Source organism: Collinsella sp. CLA-ER-H6, assembly GCF_040092305.1.
In the GTDB taxonomy this organism is placed as follows: domain Bacteria; phylum Actinomycetota; class Coriobacteriia; order Coriobacteriales; family Coriobacteriaceae; genus Collinsella.
In genome coordinates this window covers 83,051-98,645 of sequence record NZ_JBBNLS010000005.1, presented here as the reverse complement: position 1 = coordinate 98,645, position 15,595 = coordinate 83,051, and the positions used below count along the sequence as shown (strand labels likewise).

The 15,595-nt window shown below is 60.8% G+C and carries 9 protein-coding genes and 1 riboswitch; of the genes, 2 read left to right on the top strand and 7 right to left on the bottom strand.

The window, feature by feature from the left end:
• The first annotated feature begins 70 nt into the window (after window positions 1-70).
• Window positions 71-161, top strand: a riboswitch (SAM riboswitch).
• 8 nt (window positions 162-169) lie between these two features.
• Window positions 170-592, top strand: a complete 423-nt coding sequence (locus AAAX77_RS03415) for a hypothetical protein (RefSeq protein ID WP_349104788.1) — start codon at window positions 170-172, stop codon at window positions 590-592.
• A 110-nt stretch (window positions 593-702) separates the two neighbouring features.
• On the opposite strand, the gene AAAX77_RS03410 is transcribed toward AAAX77_RS03415, so the two are convergent.
• Together AAAX77_RS03410 and AAAX77_RS03405 are read right to left on the bottom strand one after the other, a co-directional pair.
• Window positions 703-1,437 (bottom strand): 3'-5' exonuclease, encoded by a 735-nt coding sequence (locus tag AAAX77_RS03410; RefSeq protein ID WP_349104787.1) that lies wholly within the window; start codon window positions 1,435-1,437, stop codon window positions 703-705.
• Between the two features lie 943 nt (window positions 1,438-2,380).
• Window positions 2,381-3,760 (bottom strand): ATP-binding protein, encoded by a 1,380-nt coding sequence (locus AAAX77_RS03405; protein ID WP_346979508.1) that lies wholly within the window; start codon window positions 3,758-3,760, stop codon window positions 2,381-2,383.
• Between the two features lie 652 nt (window positions 3,761-4,412).
• Between AAAX77_RS03405 and AAAX77_RS03400 the strand changes: the two genes are divergently transcribed.
• Complete coding sequence (locus tag AAAX77_RS03400; RefSeq protein ID WP_349104785.1) at window positions 4,413-5,411, top strand: hypothetical protein; 999 nt, start codon at window positions 4,413-4,415, stop codon at window positions 5,409-5,411.
• Window positions 5,412-5,957: 546 nt separating this feature from the next.
• Here AAAX77_RS03400 and xdh read toward each other — a convergent pair.
• The 5 genes from xdh to AAAX77_RS03375 all read right to left on the bottom strand — a co-directional run bounded on the left by xdh (window position 5,958) and on the right by AAAX77_RS03375 (window position 15,333).
• Complete coding sequence (gene xdh, locus AAAX77_RS03395) at window positions 5,958-8,735, bottom strand: selenium-dependent xanthine dehydrogenase (RefSeq protein ID WP_349104783.1); 2,778 nt, start codon at window positions 8,733-8,735, stop codon at window positions 5,958-5,960.
• Window positions 8,736-8,747: 12 nt separating this feature from the next.
• A complete protein-coding gene (locus tag AAAX77_RS03390) occupies window positions 8,748-9,227 on the bottom strand; it encodes a 4Fe-4S binding protein (protein WP_349104782.1) in 480 nt (159 codons plus the stop codon).
• An 11-nt stretch (window positions 9,228-9,238) separates the two neighbouring features.
• Window positions 9,239-12,238, bottom strand: a complete 3,000-nt coding sequence (gene ygfK / locus AAAX77_RS03385) for a putative selenate reductase subunit YgfK (protein WP_349104780.1) — start codon at window positions 12,236-12,238, stop codon at window positions 9,239-9,241.
• A gap of 149 nt (window positions 12,239-12,387) precedes the next feature.
• Window positions 12,388-13,743: a putative aminohydrolase SsnA gene (gene ssnA, locus AAAX77_RS03380; protein WP_195239335.1), complete on the bottom strand. Its 1,356-nt coding sequence runs from the start codon at window positions 13,741-13,743 to the stop codon at window positions 12,388-12,390.
• A gap of 195 nt (window positions 13,744-13,938) precedes the next feature.
• Window positions 13,939-15,333: a solute carrier family 23 protein gene (locus tag AAAX77_RS03375; RefSeq protein ID WP_055285183.1), complete on the bottom strand. Its 1,395-nt coding sequence runs from the start codon at window positions 15,331-15,333 to the stop codon at window positions 13,939-13,941.
• Window positions 15,334-15,595 lie beyond the last annotated feature (262 nt).

Below are 15,595 nucleotides of genomic sequence, written 5' to 3'. Positions count from 1 at the left end.
TGATTTCCGTCCGTACACGTTGAGTCCGTACACGTTGATAGACTTCCTCTTGCCCGCAAGGAGCGGGCACGTTTTATCCAGAGTCGGGGTAGAGAGTTGGCTCCACGATCCCGACGCCAACCGGCCAAAAGGCACGGTGGCCCTGCCAACATCGATGAAAGGAGTCCGTATGGACAATTTCTCTGTGCGCAGCGAGCGCAACTTCCACAACCTGGCAGCCAAGCCAAAACGAATGCATCTTCTGGACAAGCAGAACGGCTACGCCTCGGCCATGGTCAAGAGCAGCCTCTCCCACCAGATGCGCTTCACGGTGCAAAAGCTCGAGAAAGAGTTCTGCGTTGCCGGCGACCCGCATGTGTTGCAGATCAAACTGTCCGGAGACGATTCGCGTGAGCCGTCTAGCTGGGAGCGGTTTGCCGATGGCGCGTGCGTTGCGGGCGGGTCGGGCATCTTTGCCCGCGAGTGCTTCTGCGAGGGCGCCGAGGTATTCCTGGATCTGTGCCGCGACGCCGTACGCGCGGCCGAGCTGCGGCAGTGGAGCGAAAGGGAGTACGAGCTGTTGAGTGCGGCCCGCGGGATTGCGATGGTGTAGGCAGACAGACCAGACAGCTCGTCATACTGGTTGACGCTTCGATTCAAACAGCAGTGCGAAGTCGCGCTTACAGCCCTGCCATGCCAAACCGAATGGCGTTCTCAAAAGGCCTACCTCCCCTCCGCCTTCAGCCTCAGCAGCAGGTCGCCCAGCTCGGGGCACTTGCTGGAAAGGCGCGTCTGGGCTCGCTCGCCCACCCCCCACCGCTGGCGGACTTCCTGGACGTGCGGGCTCACGCGGTAGCCCCCATCCATCACCTGCTTGAGCAGCTTGGCGGTCACGCGCGCATCGGCTAAGGCGCTGTGGGCGTGACCCGTCGACTCGTCGAACTCGATGCCAAACCACGTTGCCGCGTCACTCAAAGAGATGCACCCGTGGCTGCCCACGTCCATGATCGAAGTGTAAAACGCCTGCAGGTCGGCCCAGTCCGTAGGAAATGCGGAAAGGTCCATGTGCTTTGCCTGGCACTCGGTCATAAGCTGTCGATGATCCGCCCCGCTCCAGCAAACTATCTGGGCGGAGTAGCGACCGATCCAATCGCTGAGTCTTTTGATCACCACATAGAGCGGATCAGCCATCGCGGTGTCCACGGCCGATATCCCCGTAAGCTCGCGGACGGGAAACGCAACGCCTTCGGTAAATTCTGTCTGCACAAACTGCGAGAACTCGCCCATAACGTTGCCGCGGTTATCGAGCTTAACCGCGCCGACCTCGATAATCTCGTTGCGCAACCCGCGGCGCTGGCGCTGCCTTGGCACCGGCGCAAACTCAAAGTCCAGCACGATCTGGCGCGCAAAGTTCGTCGTATCGATAGCCGAGATACACGGCGTCTTTTTGTTTGGCACGGCGAGGGCCTTTCTCCGTCAGCTGCCGCCTGTTTCACAGGCAGCTACATTGCCGTAAGGATAGGCGCCCGTGCGGACATGAAGGCGGGACGCAATGCCACGCGCGCCAGGCACACGCCATGTAGACCGCCCCAAGAGAGTCGCCCGCTCTACTCAAATGCATGAAAAAGTTTAGGCCCGGTGACTTGAATCAGCGGTCATCCCGGGCCCATCAGAGCTCACAGAGCTCTTGGTTGCTTTGGTCTCGCTCTTCACGGCGCTTATCGAACTTTCCGAGGCACTCAAGCAGCATTCGAAGCATAACAAGTCACTGCCATTAAGGCGCTGACCTCTTGACCAAGCAACGGCGCTGCCCAGCTCTTCACCACTTGGGCTGCCGTCGACTTTATTCTATCCGCGAGCATCTGGTTTACCAAATGGATTTTCGGTAAAGGAAGCACGGCACGCCCGCAAAACCACTACGCCCCAAGTGCCGCCATGGGGATCACCGCCACGCCGTCGTCGTGTGTGCAGGCAATGCTTCCCTTTCCAACCACAACCGCCAAAAACGCCGGCGCGGTATTCTAAGACGCGCTTTCCACTTGAAGCCATGTCGATTCTGGGACACAGTTTCCGCTTGAAGCCCATCCGGAAAGCACGTCCCATTCCGAGGCTTGAATCCGGGACGCAGTTTCCACTTGAGCTCCTGACGGGAAAGCACGTCCCACTCTGAAGCTCGATTCCGGAATACAGCTTCCGCCAGAGACCTCAACCGGAAACGGCATCCCACTCTGGAGCCAGAATCCGGGACGCATCTTCCTCTTGAGGACCGATCCGGAAAGTGCGTCCCAGTCTGAGCGCTCATTCCGGGATGCAATTTCCGCTGGCAGCCAGTACGACAACAGAGGGCCCCGTTCCAGCCATTCGAGGACAGGCTTTACCCCCGAGCAGCGTTATCCCGCCCTCACATCTCGGCAAACGAGATCAGCTTGACGTCTCCCCTACTCTCCGCGGCATCCCGACATCCCTGCGTAAAGCCGCTTTTTGAGAAAAGTGCATAGCTTTTTCGTTGCCGTCTAAAGAGCTCGCTTCGGTGCACGAGCTTTTGCAGCACGTCTTCGCCCGCCGGTTCATTGCGCCATTTGCACTCCGCAAACAGCGCAGCGCCCTCGCCATCGTCAACAATCAAGTCGATTTCTTCCTGCGTATGCGTGCGATTGTCCGTCCCCCACCAGCGCCCGACGCTCGCCGGAACCACATCGAGCTGGCCCGCGCGCGCGAGTTCGTACACGTATTGTCTGCATATAAGCTCAAAGACCGTACCCATGTAATCCGATACGTGCGGCTCAATGCGCTTATACGCCATCTCGGCCATATCGTTTTGAATCAGCCCAATGTTCTGCGGAACAAACTTGTACCAGAACCTAAACATCTGGTCGCTCAGCAGATACACGGCTCGCTTATTGCTCGTCTCGTTTAGGGGCAGCTCGCGCTCGACAATCCCAAGCGACGCCAGCTTATCCACATAGCTCTTTACGTTGCTCGCAGGGATTCCCGTAGAGCTCGCAATCTCCGAGATCTTCGAGCGCCCCTGAGCAATTGCTTGCACGATCGCATCATATTGCTCGGGATTGCGGCACTCTTGCATTAGCAGGTTACTCGGCTCCTCAAAGAGATAGCCCGTAGAAGTAAGAAAAAGACGTTTGATGTTGTCCTTGAGCGATGCGGCAGGATCGACTCTCTCGATATATGCAGGAATGCCGCCCGTCATACCATAGCAAACTGCAGCGTCTTCGCGACTCATGCTCTGCCACAGGCCGAGGGTCGTCGTAAAATCGAGCGGCATGATCTTAAACTGGGCCGTACGCCTACCGTATAGTGGGCTCTCGTAGCCCAACACCTGTTCCTCCATAAACGAAAGAGACGAGCCGCATAGAATCAGCATGAGCCTAGTCTCTTTGTACAAGTGATCAATCTTGTCTTGCAGCAACGAACTGATCTCGGGATTCGATTGGGCGAGATAGGGATACTCGTCAATCACGACAATCAAACGTTCCGTGCGAGCCATGGTGGCCAATGCATCGAACGCCTCGTCAAAACTACGAAACGACACGCCTGCAGCACCAACCGAACCCGCAAGTATCGCCTGGCTAAAGCCGTGCAGGTTTGCCTCTGCATTGGTACGACGAGCTTGAAAGTAAATAGCCTTCTTGTCTTGGATGAATTCTGTGATAAGACGCGTTTTGCCCACACGACGACGGCCGTAAATCACAGGCATCTCAAAGGAGCCCGTGCCATACAGTCGATTGAGCTCGGACATTTCCACTGTTCTTCCGATAAACATAGGTCCATCCTTCCTTTACGTTATAGCTAGCTATATTATACCTTCCTATAATATAGCTAGCTATAACGTAATTCGACAAGCGGCGCACGTAAAAGGGGCGGTACACCACCGCACGTGGACCGTTCCGGAAAATGTATCCCGTTCTGGAGCCAAAAACTGGGCCGTAGTTTCCGCCAAACATGCCATCCGGAAAGCGTGTCCCACCCCGAGGCTCGATTCCGGGACGCAGTTTCCGCTTGAGGCCCGATCCGGAAACGGCATCCCACTCCGAGGCCGAAATCTGGGACGCAGTTTCCGGTTGAGGGGCGTTCCGGAAAGCGCGTCCCATTCCGAACGTCAATTCCGGGACATAGTTTCCGCCGACACAGACGACGACCTGCAGCCCTTATCACATGCCTTCAAATATGCGATCCAGAAACACAAAACAGCAGATAGAATGCTCTTTTTCAAAAAGTACACGTCTCGAAACTTACCCAGTCTTCATAACTCGCTACCGTTCAAGGTCGCCGATTACCGCCCACCGATTCGGATGTAAAAATGTCGCCGAAAACAGGCCATCTATCTGCATGGTTAGATTTTGGTCAGCTTTTGGTCAGCTGAGTGGCAAGTTCCAGCTGATACGTTTTTGCTACCCAAAAGGAGGCGGTAGCTCATGACCCATTACAATGACCAACTCATCGACCAGCTGCTCACTCAAGCCGAACAAGAGGGGCGCTGTCTGATTCCCCCGAGCACGGCGATCCGAAAAGCGCTCCTTCGGCGCACCGGCGGCACGGTTGTCTCGCCCATGTCGGGGTTGTTTGCGCGCAAAATGCGCTGGGATGAGCTCAACCGGGCGCAGCGTCATTGCGAGATTATTCGCGCCCTTGCGATCATCCACCCCGATTGGACGTTCTGCTCGTTTTCGGCAGCTTGCCTGCTGGGGCTCGAGGTCTCGTGGCGACACCTGAACGTTGTGCATGTCTGCAGCTCGACAAAGCCGTCGGCTCGCCCAGGCGTCCGAATCCAGCGGCATCAGATTGAGCCGGCCGGAGCAATACACAGAGCCGGCATATCGGTAACGCCGCCCATTCAAACGGTGACGGATTGCCTGCTGCAAACTGGTTTTGCCGACGGCATGCCCATTGCCGATTCGGCGATCTCAAAGCTTGGTCTAACGCAAGAGCAGCTGATGGCGGCCGTCGAGCAACGAGCGAGCACTCGCAACGACCGGGCCATCCGCACCGCCCTCACGACACTTCGGTATGCCGACGCCCGCGCCGAGAGCGGTGGAGAATCAGTCGCCCGCGCCGTCATGATCGAGACCGGCTTCGCACCCGACCAACTGCAATACGAGCTGACGGACCCCTTCGATTCGACCGAGACTATGCGAACGGACTTTGCCTGGGAGCGCCAGGCGCGGGAGCTCACGTTGGGAGAACTCGACGGGTTCGTCAAATATACCGACCAGGCCATGTTAGCCGGGCGCACCACCGCCGAGGCGCTCGTTGCCGAACGACAGCGCGAGGCGCACCTATCGCTCTACGGTCATCCTCTGCTGCGCTTTACCATAAACGAGGTCCGCTCGGCAGGAGTGCTCGCCAAAAAGCTGCAGACGGCAGGCATCCGGCAGACCGCGCTACCGACATGGCTCAACGATATTGAGCTGTAGGAGCTGCTAGGCCACGCATCGCCGAATCGCATCCCCCTATCTGGGCCGCGTTTTCCCAACGGCCACGCCAACGGAAAGCGCGTCCCAGGCTGGACGCTCAAAACGGGATGCACTTTCCGGATGGCGGGCCTAGCGGAAAGCGTGTCCCGGAATCAGGCCTCGGAACGGGTCGTGCTTTCCGGTTGAGTCCTTCAGCGGAAACCGCATCCCGGAATAAACGCTCAAACTGGGATGCACTTTCCAAACGACCGGCCAGCGGAAAACGCATCCCATTCTGAGGCATGATTCCGGGACACAGCTCCGGTTGAGGACCGATCCGGAAAACGAATCCCATTCTGAGCGTCGAATCCGGAACACAGTTTCCGCCAGATGCTCTACCGGAAAGCGCATCCCATTCTGAACGCCAATTCTGGGACGCAGTTTCCGTATGCGGAGGCGCTCCAAACAAAAGGCCCCGGCTCGCGATGGAGCTGGGGCCAAAGGCGCAGCATATGCAGTTGGTGTTGAGCGCGAACAGCCCGTCAGCAATGCCGTCCGCACCCTACCCTACCCGCGGCGACGGGCGCGGCTGTAGGGCGTATCCACCATGGGCAGATCGGGACGCAGCTTGCCGTCAAATGCGCGATAGGCGTTCTGTACGGCGGGCGCCGTGGGAATCGTTGCGATCTCTCCAATGCCCTTGCCGCCGTATGCCACGGGCAACAGCTCGTCCTTCTCCACGTAAATGGCGTGGATATCCGGAATCTCGGGCGCACGGAACAACCCGAGCGTACCGTACCTTGCCTGGGGTACGCAGTCCTTGAGCGGCCAGTCCTCGGTAAGCGCATAGCCCATACCCATGAGCACGCCGCCTTCGATCTGACCTTGGATCGAGATGGGGTTGACCACCTTGCCGGAATCGTGCGCGGCATAGACCTCGTTCACGCGACCGTCATCATCCAGAATGACTACATGCGTAGCAAAACCGTAGCAGATGTGACTCTTGGGGTTGGGAACATCCGCACCCAGTTTGTCGGTCGGCTCCAGGTACACGTAGCCAAACTCGCATCCCTCGAGCGCCTTGATGGCGGCCGCGGGATCCTGAGGATGCATACCCTGGCCGGCGATGAGCTCCTGCGTGCGCAGCTGATAGGCGCGACCGTCGTCGTACTCGATCTTGACGCCGTCACCATGCGCGCTCACGGGAGTATCGGGTGCAGGCTTGCCGGCCTCGATGTCAAGCATGGCATCGCGCAGCAGGAAAGCGGCGCCGCGCACGGCCTCGCCAGTCACGACCGTCTGACGCGAGCCAGACGTGGTACCGGAGTCGGGAGCGTTCTCGGTGGAGCACTCGCCGTTGGCGATGCAGCGAAGCGACAGGCCGCATGCCTCGGCAACGTCCTGCAAAAAGACGGTGTTGCAGCCCTGGCCGATGTCGGACGTGGCGGCATAGACCACGGCCACGCCGTTCTCGATGCGAATCTTGCAGCGGCCGGCATCGGGCAGGCCAACGCCCACGCCAGCGTTCTTCATGGCGCAGGCGATACCGGCGTGTCCGGGATGCGCGTAGTAGGCATCCTTGACCTCGAGCAGCGTCTCCTTCAGTGCCGTGGAGCAATCGGCAATCTGGCCGTTGGGCAAAACCTCGCCCGGCTCGATGGCGTTACGGTAGCGAATCTCCCACGGATCCAGGCCGACCTTCTCTGCCAGCAGGTCGATCAGGCTCTCGAGCGCAAACTCGGACTGGCAAACGCCAAAGCCGCGGTACGCGCCGGCGGGCGGGTTGTTGGTGTAGTAGCCATAACCGCGAATATCGGTGTTCTGGTACTTGTAGGGGCCGACGGCATGTGTGCAGGCGCGCTCGAGCACCGGGCCACACAGCGACGCGTAGGCGCCGGTGTCAAAGTTGATCTCGCAGTCCAGACCGGTAAAGTTGCCCTTGGCGTCGCAGCCCAGCGTAAAGGTACCGTCCATGGCATGGCGCTTGGGATGGAAAGCGAGCGACTCGGCACGCGTGAGCTTGCACTTCACAGGACGCTGAAACTTATATGCGGCGAGCGCGGCCAGATGCTGGATGGACACGTCCTCCTTACCGCCAAAGCCGCCGCCCACGAGCATGGTCTCGACGACCACGCGCTCGGGCTCGCTATCCCAGCCAAACATGTGGGCGCACTCTTTGCGCGTGTCGTAGGCACCCTGGTCGGTCGACTGCACCTTGACGCCGTTCTTGTACGGGAAGGCAACGGCGCACTCGGGCTCCAAGAAGGCATGCTCGGTAAAGGGCGTGGTAAAGCGCTGTGTTACGGTGAACGCGCTCTCCGCAAGCGCCTTGGCGGCGTCGCCGCGCGTCACGTGGCGGCTCTGGCACACGTTGTCCTTGAGCTCCACCGTGTTGCCGAAGGCAAAGAAGCTGTCATGCAGGCGCGGGGCGTCGGCGGCCCTGGCCTCGACAATGTTGCGCACGGGCTCCAGCGGCTCGTAGTCAATCTTTACGAGCTTCTTGGCCTTCTCGAGCGTCGCCTCGTCCTCGGCGACCACCAGCACAATGGCATCGCCCACGCAGCGGGTGATATCGCCCTGGGCGATCATGACGTCCCAGTCCTGGATAAGGTGGCCGACCTGGTTGACCGGCACGTCCTCGGCGCGCAGGATGCCCACCACACCGGGCAGGACCTCGGCCTTGGAGGTATCGATGGAGAGCACACGGGCGCGCGGATACTTGGAGCGCACGGCGCTGGCATAGGTCAGGCCCGGCTGATCGAGCTCGTCGATATCGTCGGGGTACTTGCCCTCACCGAGCACCTTCTTGCGCACGTCAATACGGAAGGCGCGCTTGCCCACGCCGTAGTCATCGCCGCGCTCCAGGTCCTCGTCGATCTGCTTTTCGCCGCGGAGCACCGCAGCGGCCAGCGAGATACCCTCGATAATCTTTTTGTAGCCGGTGCAGCGGCAGACGTTACCGCGAATGGCGTACTTGATCTGCTCCTCGGTGGGCTCGGGGTCCTCGGCGATGAGCGCTGCACCCGCCATGACCATGCCGGGGATGCAAAAGCCGCACTGCACGGCGCCCACGGCGCCAAAGGCGTACACAAAGGCCTCGCGCACGTCCTCGGGCAGGCCCTCGACGGTCACGATGTTGCGGCCGGCGGCAAGGGCGGTGGTCAGCACGCACGCCTTGACGGCGGCACCGTCCACGTGAATGGTGCAGGTACCACAGGCGCCCTCGGAGCAGCCGTCCTTGGCGGAATGGATATGCAGGTCGTCGCGCAGGTAGCGCAGCAGCGGTTTGTTTTGGGTCGTCGTGCGCTCAACGCCGTTAACGGTAAAAGTGAATTCCTGTGCCATGGTGATTCCCTTCTACACGCCGGCGGCGATGCCGGTGCGGTCGTGGATGGCGCCATGCGGGCAGACGACGGCGCACATGCCGCACGACAGGCAGTCCACGCCGTCGATATGGGCGCAGTTGTCCTCGATGCGGATAGCGCCGGCGGGGCACTTTTTAGCGCACATGCCGCAACCGATGCAGCTCGTGTCGCAGATCTTGCGGGCAATGGCGCCCTTATCGGTGTTGTTGCAGCGCACCAGGATGTTCTGGTAGCCGGGAACGAAGGCAATCACGCGCTGCGGGCACGCCATGCCGCACAGGCCACAGCCCGTGCACTTGGAACGATCCACGCGGGCGACGCCGTCGACCAGTGCAATGGCACCGTGGGGGCAGGCCGTGACACAGGCACCACAGCCAATGCAGCCTTCGCTGCAGCGGGCGTCGCCGCCTGTGGAAGCACAGCCGCTTCCACAGGCAACGTAGGCCACGTTATGTTGAATGGATTTGGCCATAAGAAACTCGCCTATTTCTTAAGAAGGTACGAATAGTTGTCGCGCACAGCCCTGATGGTCAGGCGGACGGCCTCGGGAAGACCGGTGTTGACGGCATCGACCGAGACGGTGCGGACCGTGCCGGCGACGCGAACCTTAAAGTGGTCCTCGTCCACGGCCAGGAAGCCCTCGTTCTCGGAGTTCTCCATGTCCTCCTCGCTCCAGAACAGGGTGAGCTTGTCCTTGTAGGGACGACCCTCCTGGTAAGGGCAGAACACGGCGCAGTTGCCGCACTCGTTGCACATGCCGTCGACATGGACGACCTGATGCTTGGCCAAGCCCGGCACCTTAATTGCCACGTTGGCGCGGTTGGGGCACACGTCGCAGCAGACCTCGCACACCGAGCCGCAGCCCAGGCAGCGGGTCTTGGTGCAGTTGCGCTTGTCGCGGCACAGCGACCCCTTGCGCTCGTAGCAGGTGTCCTCGCGGCCGGCCTGCTCGTTGCAGTCGGCGTACTTGTTAAAGTCCACACCGGCGATGGCACGGGCGACCTCGGCGGCATCGGCGATAGCCTCGACCACGGTGGCAGGACCGCGGCGGCAGTCGCCCGCAGCCCAGACGCCCTCGACGCCAGTGGAGGTGGCGGCAAGGCGGCCGCGACGGTCGTGCTCGACACCCGCGGCATCGTACAGGCTGGCATCGATGCCCTCGCCCACGGCGCAGATCACCGTGGTGGCGGAAAGCTCGACGGTCTCGCCCGTGGCGACGGGGCTGCGACGGCCGCTTGCATCCGGCTCGCCAAGCTCCATGACGTCGCAGGTCAGCACGGCGCCGTTAAGCGCCTTGGGGGCCAGCAGCTCGCAGAACTCAACACCATCGGCAAGAGCAAGATCAAGCTCTTCCTCGTCAGCGGGCATCTGCTTCTTGGTGCGGCGGTAGACCAGGCGCACATTCTTCACACCAGCCAGGCGCTTGGCCACGCGGGCCGCGTCCATGGCGGTGTTGCCGGCGCCAATGACCACGACGTCCTCGCCCAGCTCGAGCTTCTCGCCCTTCTTGGCGGCCTCGAGGAACTCCAGCACGTCGAGCTCGGCGCCCTCGCCCAAGCCCGCAGAGCCGGGCATCCAGGCACCGGTGGCCACGACCACGTCGGTAAAGCCTTGAGCCTTGAGCTCGTCGATGGAATCCACGCGAGCGTTGAGCTGCACCTTGGCGCCAAAGGCTAGGCAGAGCTCGGCATCGTGGGAGATATCGTCGCTCGCAATGCGGAACTCGGGAATCACGTGACGGACCACGCCACCGAGCGAATCGCGGGCCTCAAAGATGGTGACGGGCACGCCGGCACGCGTCAGGAAGAACGCCGTCGCCAGGCCGGCCGGGCCGCCGCCGATAACGGCAACGTTGCGCTCGCCGTCGTTTGCGATGGCCTGGGCGCGCAGCTTGGGCAGCACGGCGGTCATGGCCTCGCGGGCGGCCTTGAGCTTGCTGGCGCGAATCTGGGCGCCCTCGGGCTCGTAGAACGCACGCTCGCAGGCACGGCCGCAGGGATGCGGGCAGATGGTGCCGGTAATGAACGGCAGAGCGTTGCGCTCGATGATGATGTTGAGCGCGTCCTCGTAGCGGCCCTCGTCAACAGCCGCCAGATAGGCGGGAATATCCTGCTGGATGGGGCAGCTCGTGCGGCACGGCGTGGTAAAGCAATCGGAAAGCGGGCTCTTGCCGGCGACCTTGCGGTCGGGCAGCGGACGCAGCGGCTTCTTGTAGAGCGGGTTGGTGAGTGAGTCGGTCTGGATCGCAGTCACAGCCTCGAGCGAGACGCCCGCGAACGGCTTGCCATCCAGGTCGGTAAACTCGCCGGCCATCTGGCTAAAGCGCTCGTAGCCACCAGGCTTGAGCACGTCGGTCGCCAGGGTGACGGGCCAAATGCCGGCATCGTACAGGGCGCGGATGTTGTAGACCGTGGCACCGCCGGAGTAGCTTATGCGCAGTTTGCCATCAAACTGCTCGGTAATGCGGCGGGCAGCCTCGATGGTCAGCGAGAACAGCGAACGGCCGGACATGTACATCTCGGTGGAGGGCAGCTCGTTCCTCGTCACGTCTACGGGGAACGTGTTGGTCAGCTTGACGCCAAACTCCAGGCCGCGCTCGGCGCACAGGGCAATCAGGCGCTCGAACATAGGCACGGCATCGGCCCACTGCAGGTCCTCGCGGAAGTGCGTGTCATCGAAGACGATGTAGTCAAAGCCCAGCTCGTTGAGGCGCTGGCGGGCAAACTCATAGCCCAGCAGCGTGGGGTTGCACTTGATGTAGGTGTTGAGACCCTTCTCGGTAATCAGATAGGTCGCGATGCGCTCGATCTCCGCCGGCGGGCAGCCATGCAGGGTGGACTCGGTGATGGAGTTGGAAACGCGTGCCGGGATGGACTCGACAAACGCGGCGTCGACATGCTCAAACTTGTCCAGGTTGGCGAGCGCCCAGGCACGGCACTCGTTCCAGACGTCAGAGCCGCTGGCGTCCTTCATGCCCTCGATGTAGGCGTCGACCTTGGGGCTCTTGATGCCCTCGAGGTCATAGCCCACGGACATGTTGAAGACAAAGCCGTCCGGGCTACCTAGGCCGTACTCGCGAGCGATCAGGTGGCAGGCAAACCATGCCTTCACGTACTCGGCAAAAGCCTGCGGAACCTCGAGCTCGGTCGACCACTCGCAGTTGTAGCACTCGTCCTGCGCCACGATGCAGGGCTTGTTGACACACTTGGAGAGCTCCTCGCCGTCCATAACCTGAACGGTCTTGAGCTCAAAGAAGCGGGAACCGGCCACGTAGGATGCCACGATGTTCTGGACCAACTGCGTGTTGGGACCGGCGGCCGGGCCAAACGGAGTCTCGATGCGCTCGTCAAAAATGGGAAGCGCGCCCTCCTGGTTGGTCGTGACCATCTTGCGCACGCCAAAGACGGCGCCCTGAGTCTTGTGCTCCTCGATGATCCAGTTCATCAGCTGCGAAAACGGGATCGGCCTCATGATGTCGCTCATAATGAGTTCCTCTCTGTAACGCCCGGCGAGACCGCGCGGCGGGCGCAAATACGGTGTAGCGCTAGCACAGCGCCGGCGACCCCGCGGAGGCCGCCTATGCGCGCGCCGGATGTGGCGAAACATCCGACGCGCGCGAATCTACTTGTGAATTAGTAGGTGCGATCGTTGAGCGTGCTCCAGAGCTTCTTGGACTCGGCCATGGTCCACGCGTTGATCTTGTCCTCATCAATGCCAACGAACTCGCGATCCTTGTACAGGACGCGGCCGTTGATGATGGTGGTGCGGCAGTTTTTGCCCATCATGCCAAAGAGCATGTGGCCGTCGATATTCTCCTCGCTCAGCGGCGTAAAGGGCTTGTAGTCCATGACGATGACGTCGGCGGCAGCGCCGGCCTCGAGCACACCGAGCTTGCGATCGAAGTACTTGCTCGCCATCTTGGCGTTGTTCTCGAACAGCATCGTCATGGCCTCGCACCAGCCCACGTTGGGCATGGCGGCGTTGTGGCGCTGAATAATCAGGAAGACCTTAAGGCTCTCGAGCATATCGTGGGTGTAGGCGTCGGTGCCCATGCACACGGGGATGCCGCGGCGGAAGAACTCGAGCACGGGGGCGCAGCCCACGGCGTTGCCCATATTGGATTCGGGGTTGTTGACCAGCCAGGTGCCGGACTCCTTGACGATATCCATCTCGGCAGGCGTCACGTGGATGCAGTGGCCGAGCATGGTGTCGGGACCCAGCAGGTTGTGCTGCAGCAGGCGCTCGACGGGGCTGATACCACCGCGGTTGAGGCGGGAATCCCACACGTCGTTCATGCCCTCGCACACATGGATGTGGAAGCCGGTCAGGCCGTTGTTGGCCTCGGCCATCTTATCCATGGTCTCGTCCGAAAGCGTAAAGGTAGCATGTCCGCCAAACATGGCGGCGATCATGTGGTTGTCGTTATCGCGACGCTCCTTGGCGGCCCACTGGGCAAATTCGGCGTTCTCGGCAATGGCCTGGTCGCACTTTTCCTGGCCGCGGCGATCGGAGACCTCGTAGCACAGGCACGAACGCATGCCCAGCTCCTGAGCTGCATCCTTAATGGTAAAGAGGCTTCCCGGGATCTCGCAGAAGCTCGCATGGTGATCGAAGATCGTGGTGACGCCATCACGGATGGAGTCCAAAATCGTGGCATAGGCGCTGGCCTTGGTGCCGTCGAGCGTCAGGTTGTCGTCGATCTTCCACCACTGCTGCTCAAGATTCTCCAGGAAGTTGGTGGGGTTGCAGCCCTTAATGGCAAGGCCGCGGGCCAGACCCGAGTAGATGTGGGTGTGGCAGTTGATGAGTCCGGGCATGATGAGGTTGCCCTGGGCATCGACGTACTCGGCATCCGGGTACTTGGCCTTGAGCTCGCGCTCGGGGCCCACTTCGACGATCGTATCTCCGTCAATGGCGACCGCACCGTTTGGAATGAACGGGGTCTGAGCGTTGCGGGTAAAGACGGAACCGTTAGCGACCAGAAGCATGGATGCTCCCTTCAACATCAGAGGCGGGGTTTGACACCTCTGACATGGCGGAGTGCGAAGCGCCGGCCTACACCGGAAACGGGCCCTCTCCCGTCAACGCTTCACCAAAGGGACAAACCCTTTGAAGTGCGGCTTGGCGCCGCATGGCGTCGGCAGACGAGGCGATGCGTCCGCCGACGAATAGCACCGAATTGGTTACTTCTTGCTCTCGGGCAAGACCAGATCCACGGCAGCGTCCTTGGCAGCATCGATGTGCTGAGCCACGACCGGCGTCTGCGGAAGGATCAGGTTAAGGACAATGGCCATGATGGCGGTGGGGGTTACGGCATTGGAGCCGATGACGGTGGACACCCAGGCGGGCATACCCTCGCCGGCAAGGCAACCGCTGGCCATCCAGATACCCAGGCCAAAGACGACGGAGGTGCCGACGATGGTGGTAGTGCGCTGCGTGAGGCCCTCGCGGGTGAACATGCGCACGCCGTTCATGGTGATGGTGCCAAAGACGCCGACGGTCGCGCCGCCGATGACGGGCTGCGGGATAGCGGAAAGGACGGCAGAGAGCTGCGGGAACAGACCGGCGATGGCAAAGACGGCCGCAATGATCACAAAGACCCACTTGTTGACGACCTTGTTGGAGCAGATGATGCCCACGTTCTGGCCAAGGGCGCTGGTGGGAAGACCGCCCAGCAGACCGCCGACCATAGAGGTGAGGCCCTGGGACACGATAGCGCCGGAGAGCTCGCGCTCGGTGGGCATACGGTCGATGGAGCCCAGGCAGGCGGCGGAGACGTCACCGATAACCTGGATGGCAACCATGGGGAACACGACGGCGAGGGTAATGCAGACCTCGGGATCAAACTCGAGCGCGTAGGGCATGAGCTTGGGAAGAGCGAAGACCTGAGCGGTGGCGACGCTGGAGAAGTCGATCATGCCAAAGGGGATGGAGACGATCATGCCGACGATCATGCCAAAGAACACGGATCCCAGCTTGAGCGTGCCCTTGCCAAAGTTGGCGAGCGCAAAGACCACGGCGAAGGTGATAAGAGCGACGCACCAGGCCTGCGGGGTGCCCCACAGCGGCGTACCCATACCGCCGGCCATATACTTGACGGCCGTGGGATACAGCGAAACGCCGATGGAGAAGATGACCGTACCGGTCACGACGGGCGGGAACAGCCACTTGATCTTGCTGTAGGCCAGACCAAAGAGGACCGCGACGGCGCCGCCGACGATCTCGCCACCCAGCAGCGCACCAAAGCTAAAGCCCGAGGCACCCATGGCCTGCAGGGCCGGCAGGAACGCGAACGAAACGCCCATGACGATGGGCAGGCCGCCGCCGATGCGACGGAAGGGAGCGAAGGCCTGAAGGGCCGTGTCGATCGCCGAAAGAATGAGCGCGACCTGGATGATGTCGGTACTCTGCTGGCTATTAAAGCCGTAGACGCCGGCCATGATGACCGCCGGGGTAATGATGCCGGCAAACGATGCCAGTACGTGCTGAAGGGCACACGGGATCATTTCCTTAACGGGAGGCATGCCTTCGCGAGTGAACAGGGCTTCAGTGCCGTTCGTAACCGTCTCCTGGGTCATTTGACCACCAATCCTCGAAGTAGTTGTTTTCGCATCTGACGCTCTATTGTGACGCAGTGCGGGGTTGAGGTTGTGCCTTCATTGCATATCGTATTAAAGATGATTCTCATTCTCAATAATAATTTTTTGTTATCAGACTATTCTTCAGCTGAAATTACGCATTTCCGCAGGTCAGGAAAGTGTCTGGTCAAAATAACATCTAACATTTCTTTTGGTCAACCGTTTACCGCTAAATTCCTACCGTTCGTCTGCATTACGCAAT

Excerpts from the sequence above, each read along its gene's own strand:
- AAAX77_RS03415 (WP_349104788.1), top strand. The coding sequence starts at position 170 with ATGGACAATTTCTCTGTGCGCAGCGAGCGCAACTTCCACAACCTGGCA.
- AAAX77_RS03405 (WP_346979508.1), bottom strand. The coding sequence starts at position 3,760 with ATGTTTATCGGAAGAACAGTGGAAATGTCCGAGCTCAATCGACTGTAT.
- AAAX77_RS03400 (WP_349104785.1), top strand. The coding sequence starts at position 4,413 with ATGACCCATTACAATGACCAACTCATCGACCAGCTGCTCACTCAAGCC.
- xdh (WP_349104783.1), bottom strand. The coding sequence starts at position 8,735 with ATGGCACAGGAATTCACTTTTACCGTTAACGGCGTTGAGCGCACGACG.
- AAAX77_RS03390 (WP_349104782.1), bottom strand. The coding sequence starts at position 9,227 with ATGGCCAAATCCATTCAACATAACGTGGCCTACGTTGCCTGTGGAAGC.
- ygfK (WP_349104780.1), bottom strand. The coding sequence starts at position 12,238 with ATGAGCGACATCATGAGGCCGATCCCGTTTTCGCAGCTGATGAACTGG.
- ssnA (WP_195239335.1), bottom strand. The coding sequence starts at position 13,743 with ATGCTTCTGGTCGCTAACGGTTCCGTCTTTACCCGCAACGCTCAGACC.
- AAAX77_RS03375 (WP_055285183.1), bottom strand. The coding sequence starts at position 15,333 with ATGACCCAGGAGACGGTTACGAACGGCACTGAAGCCCTGTTCACTCGC.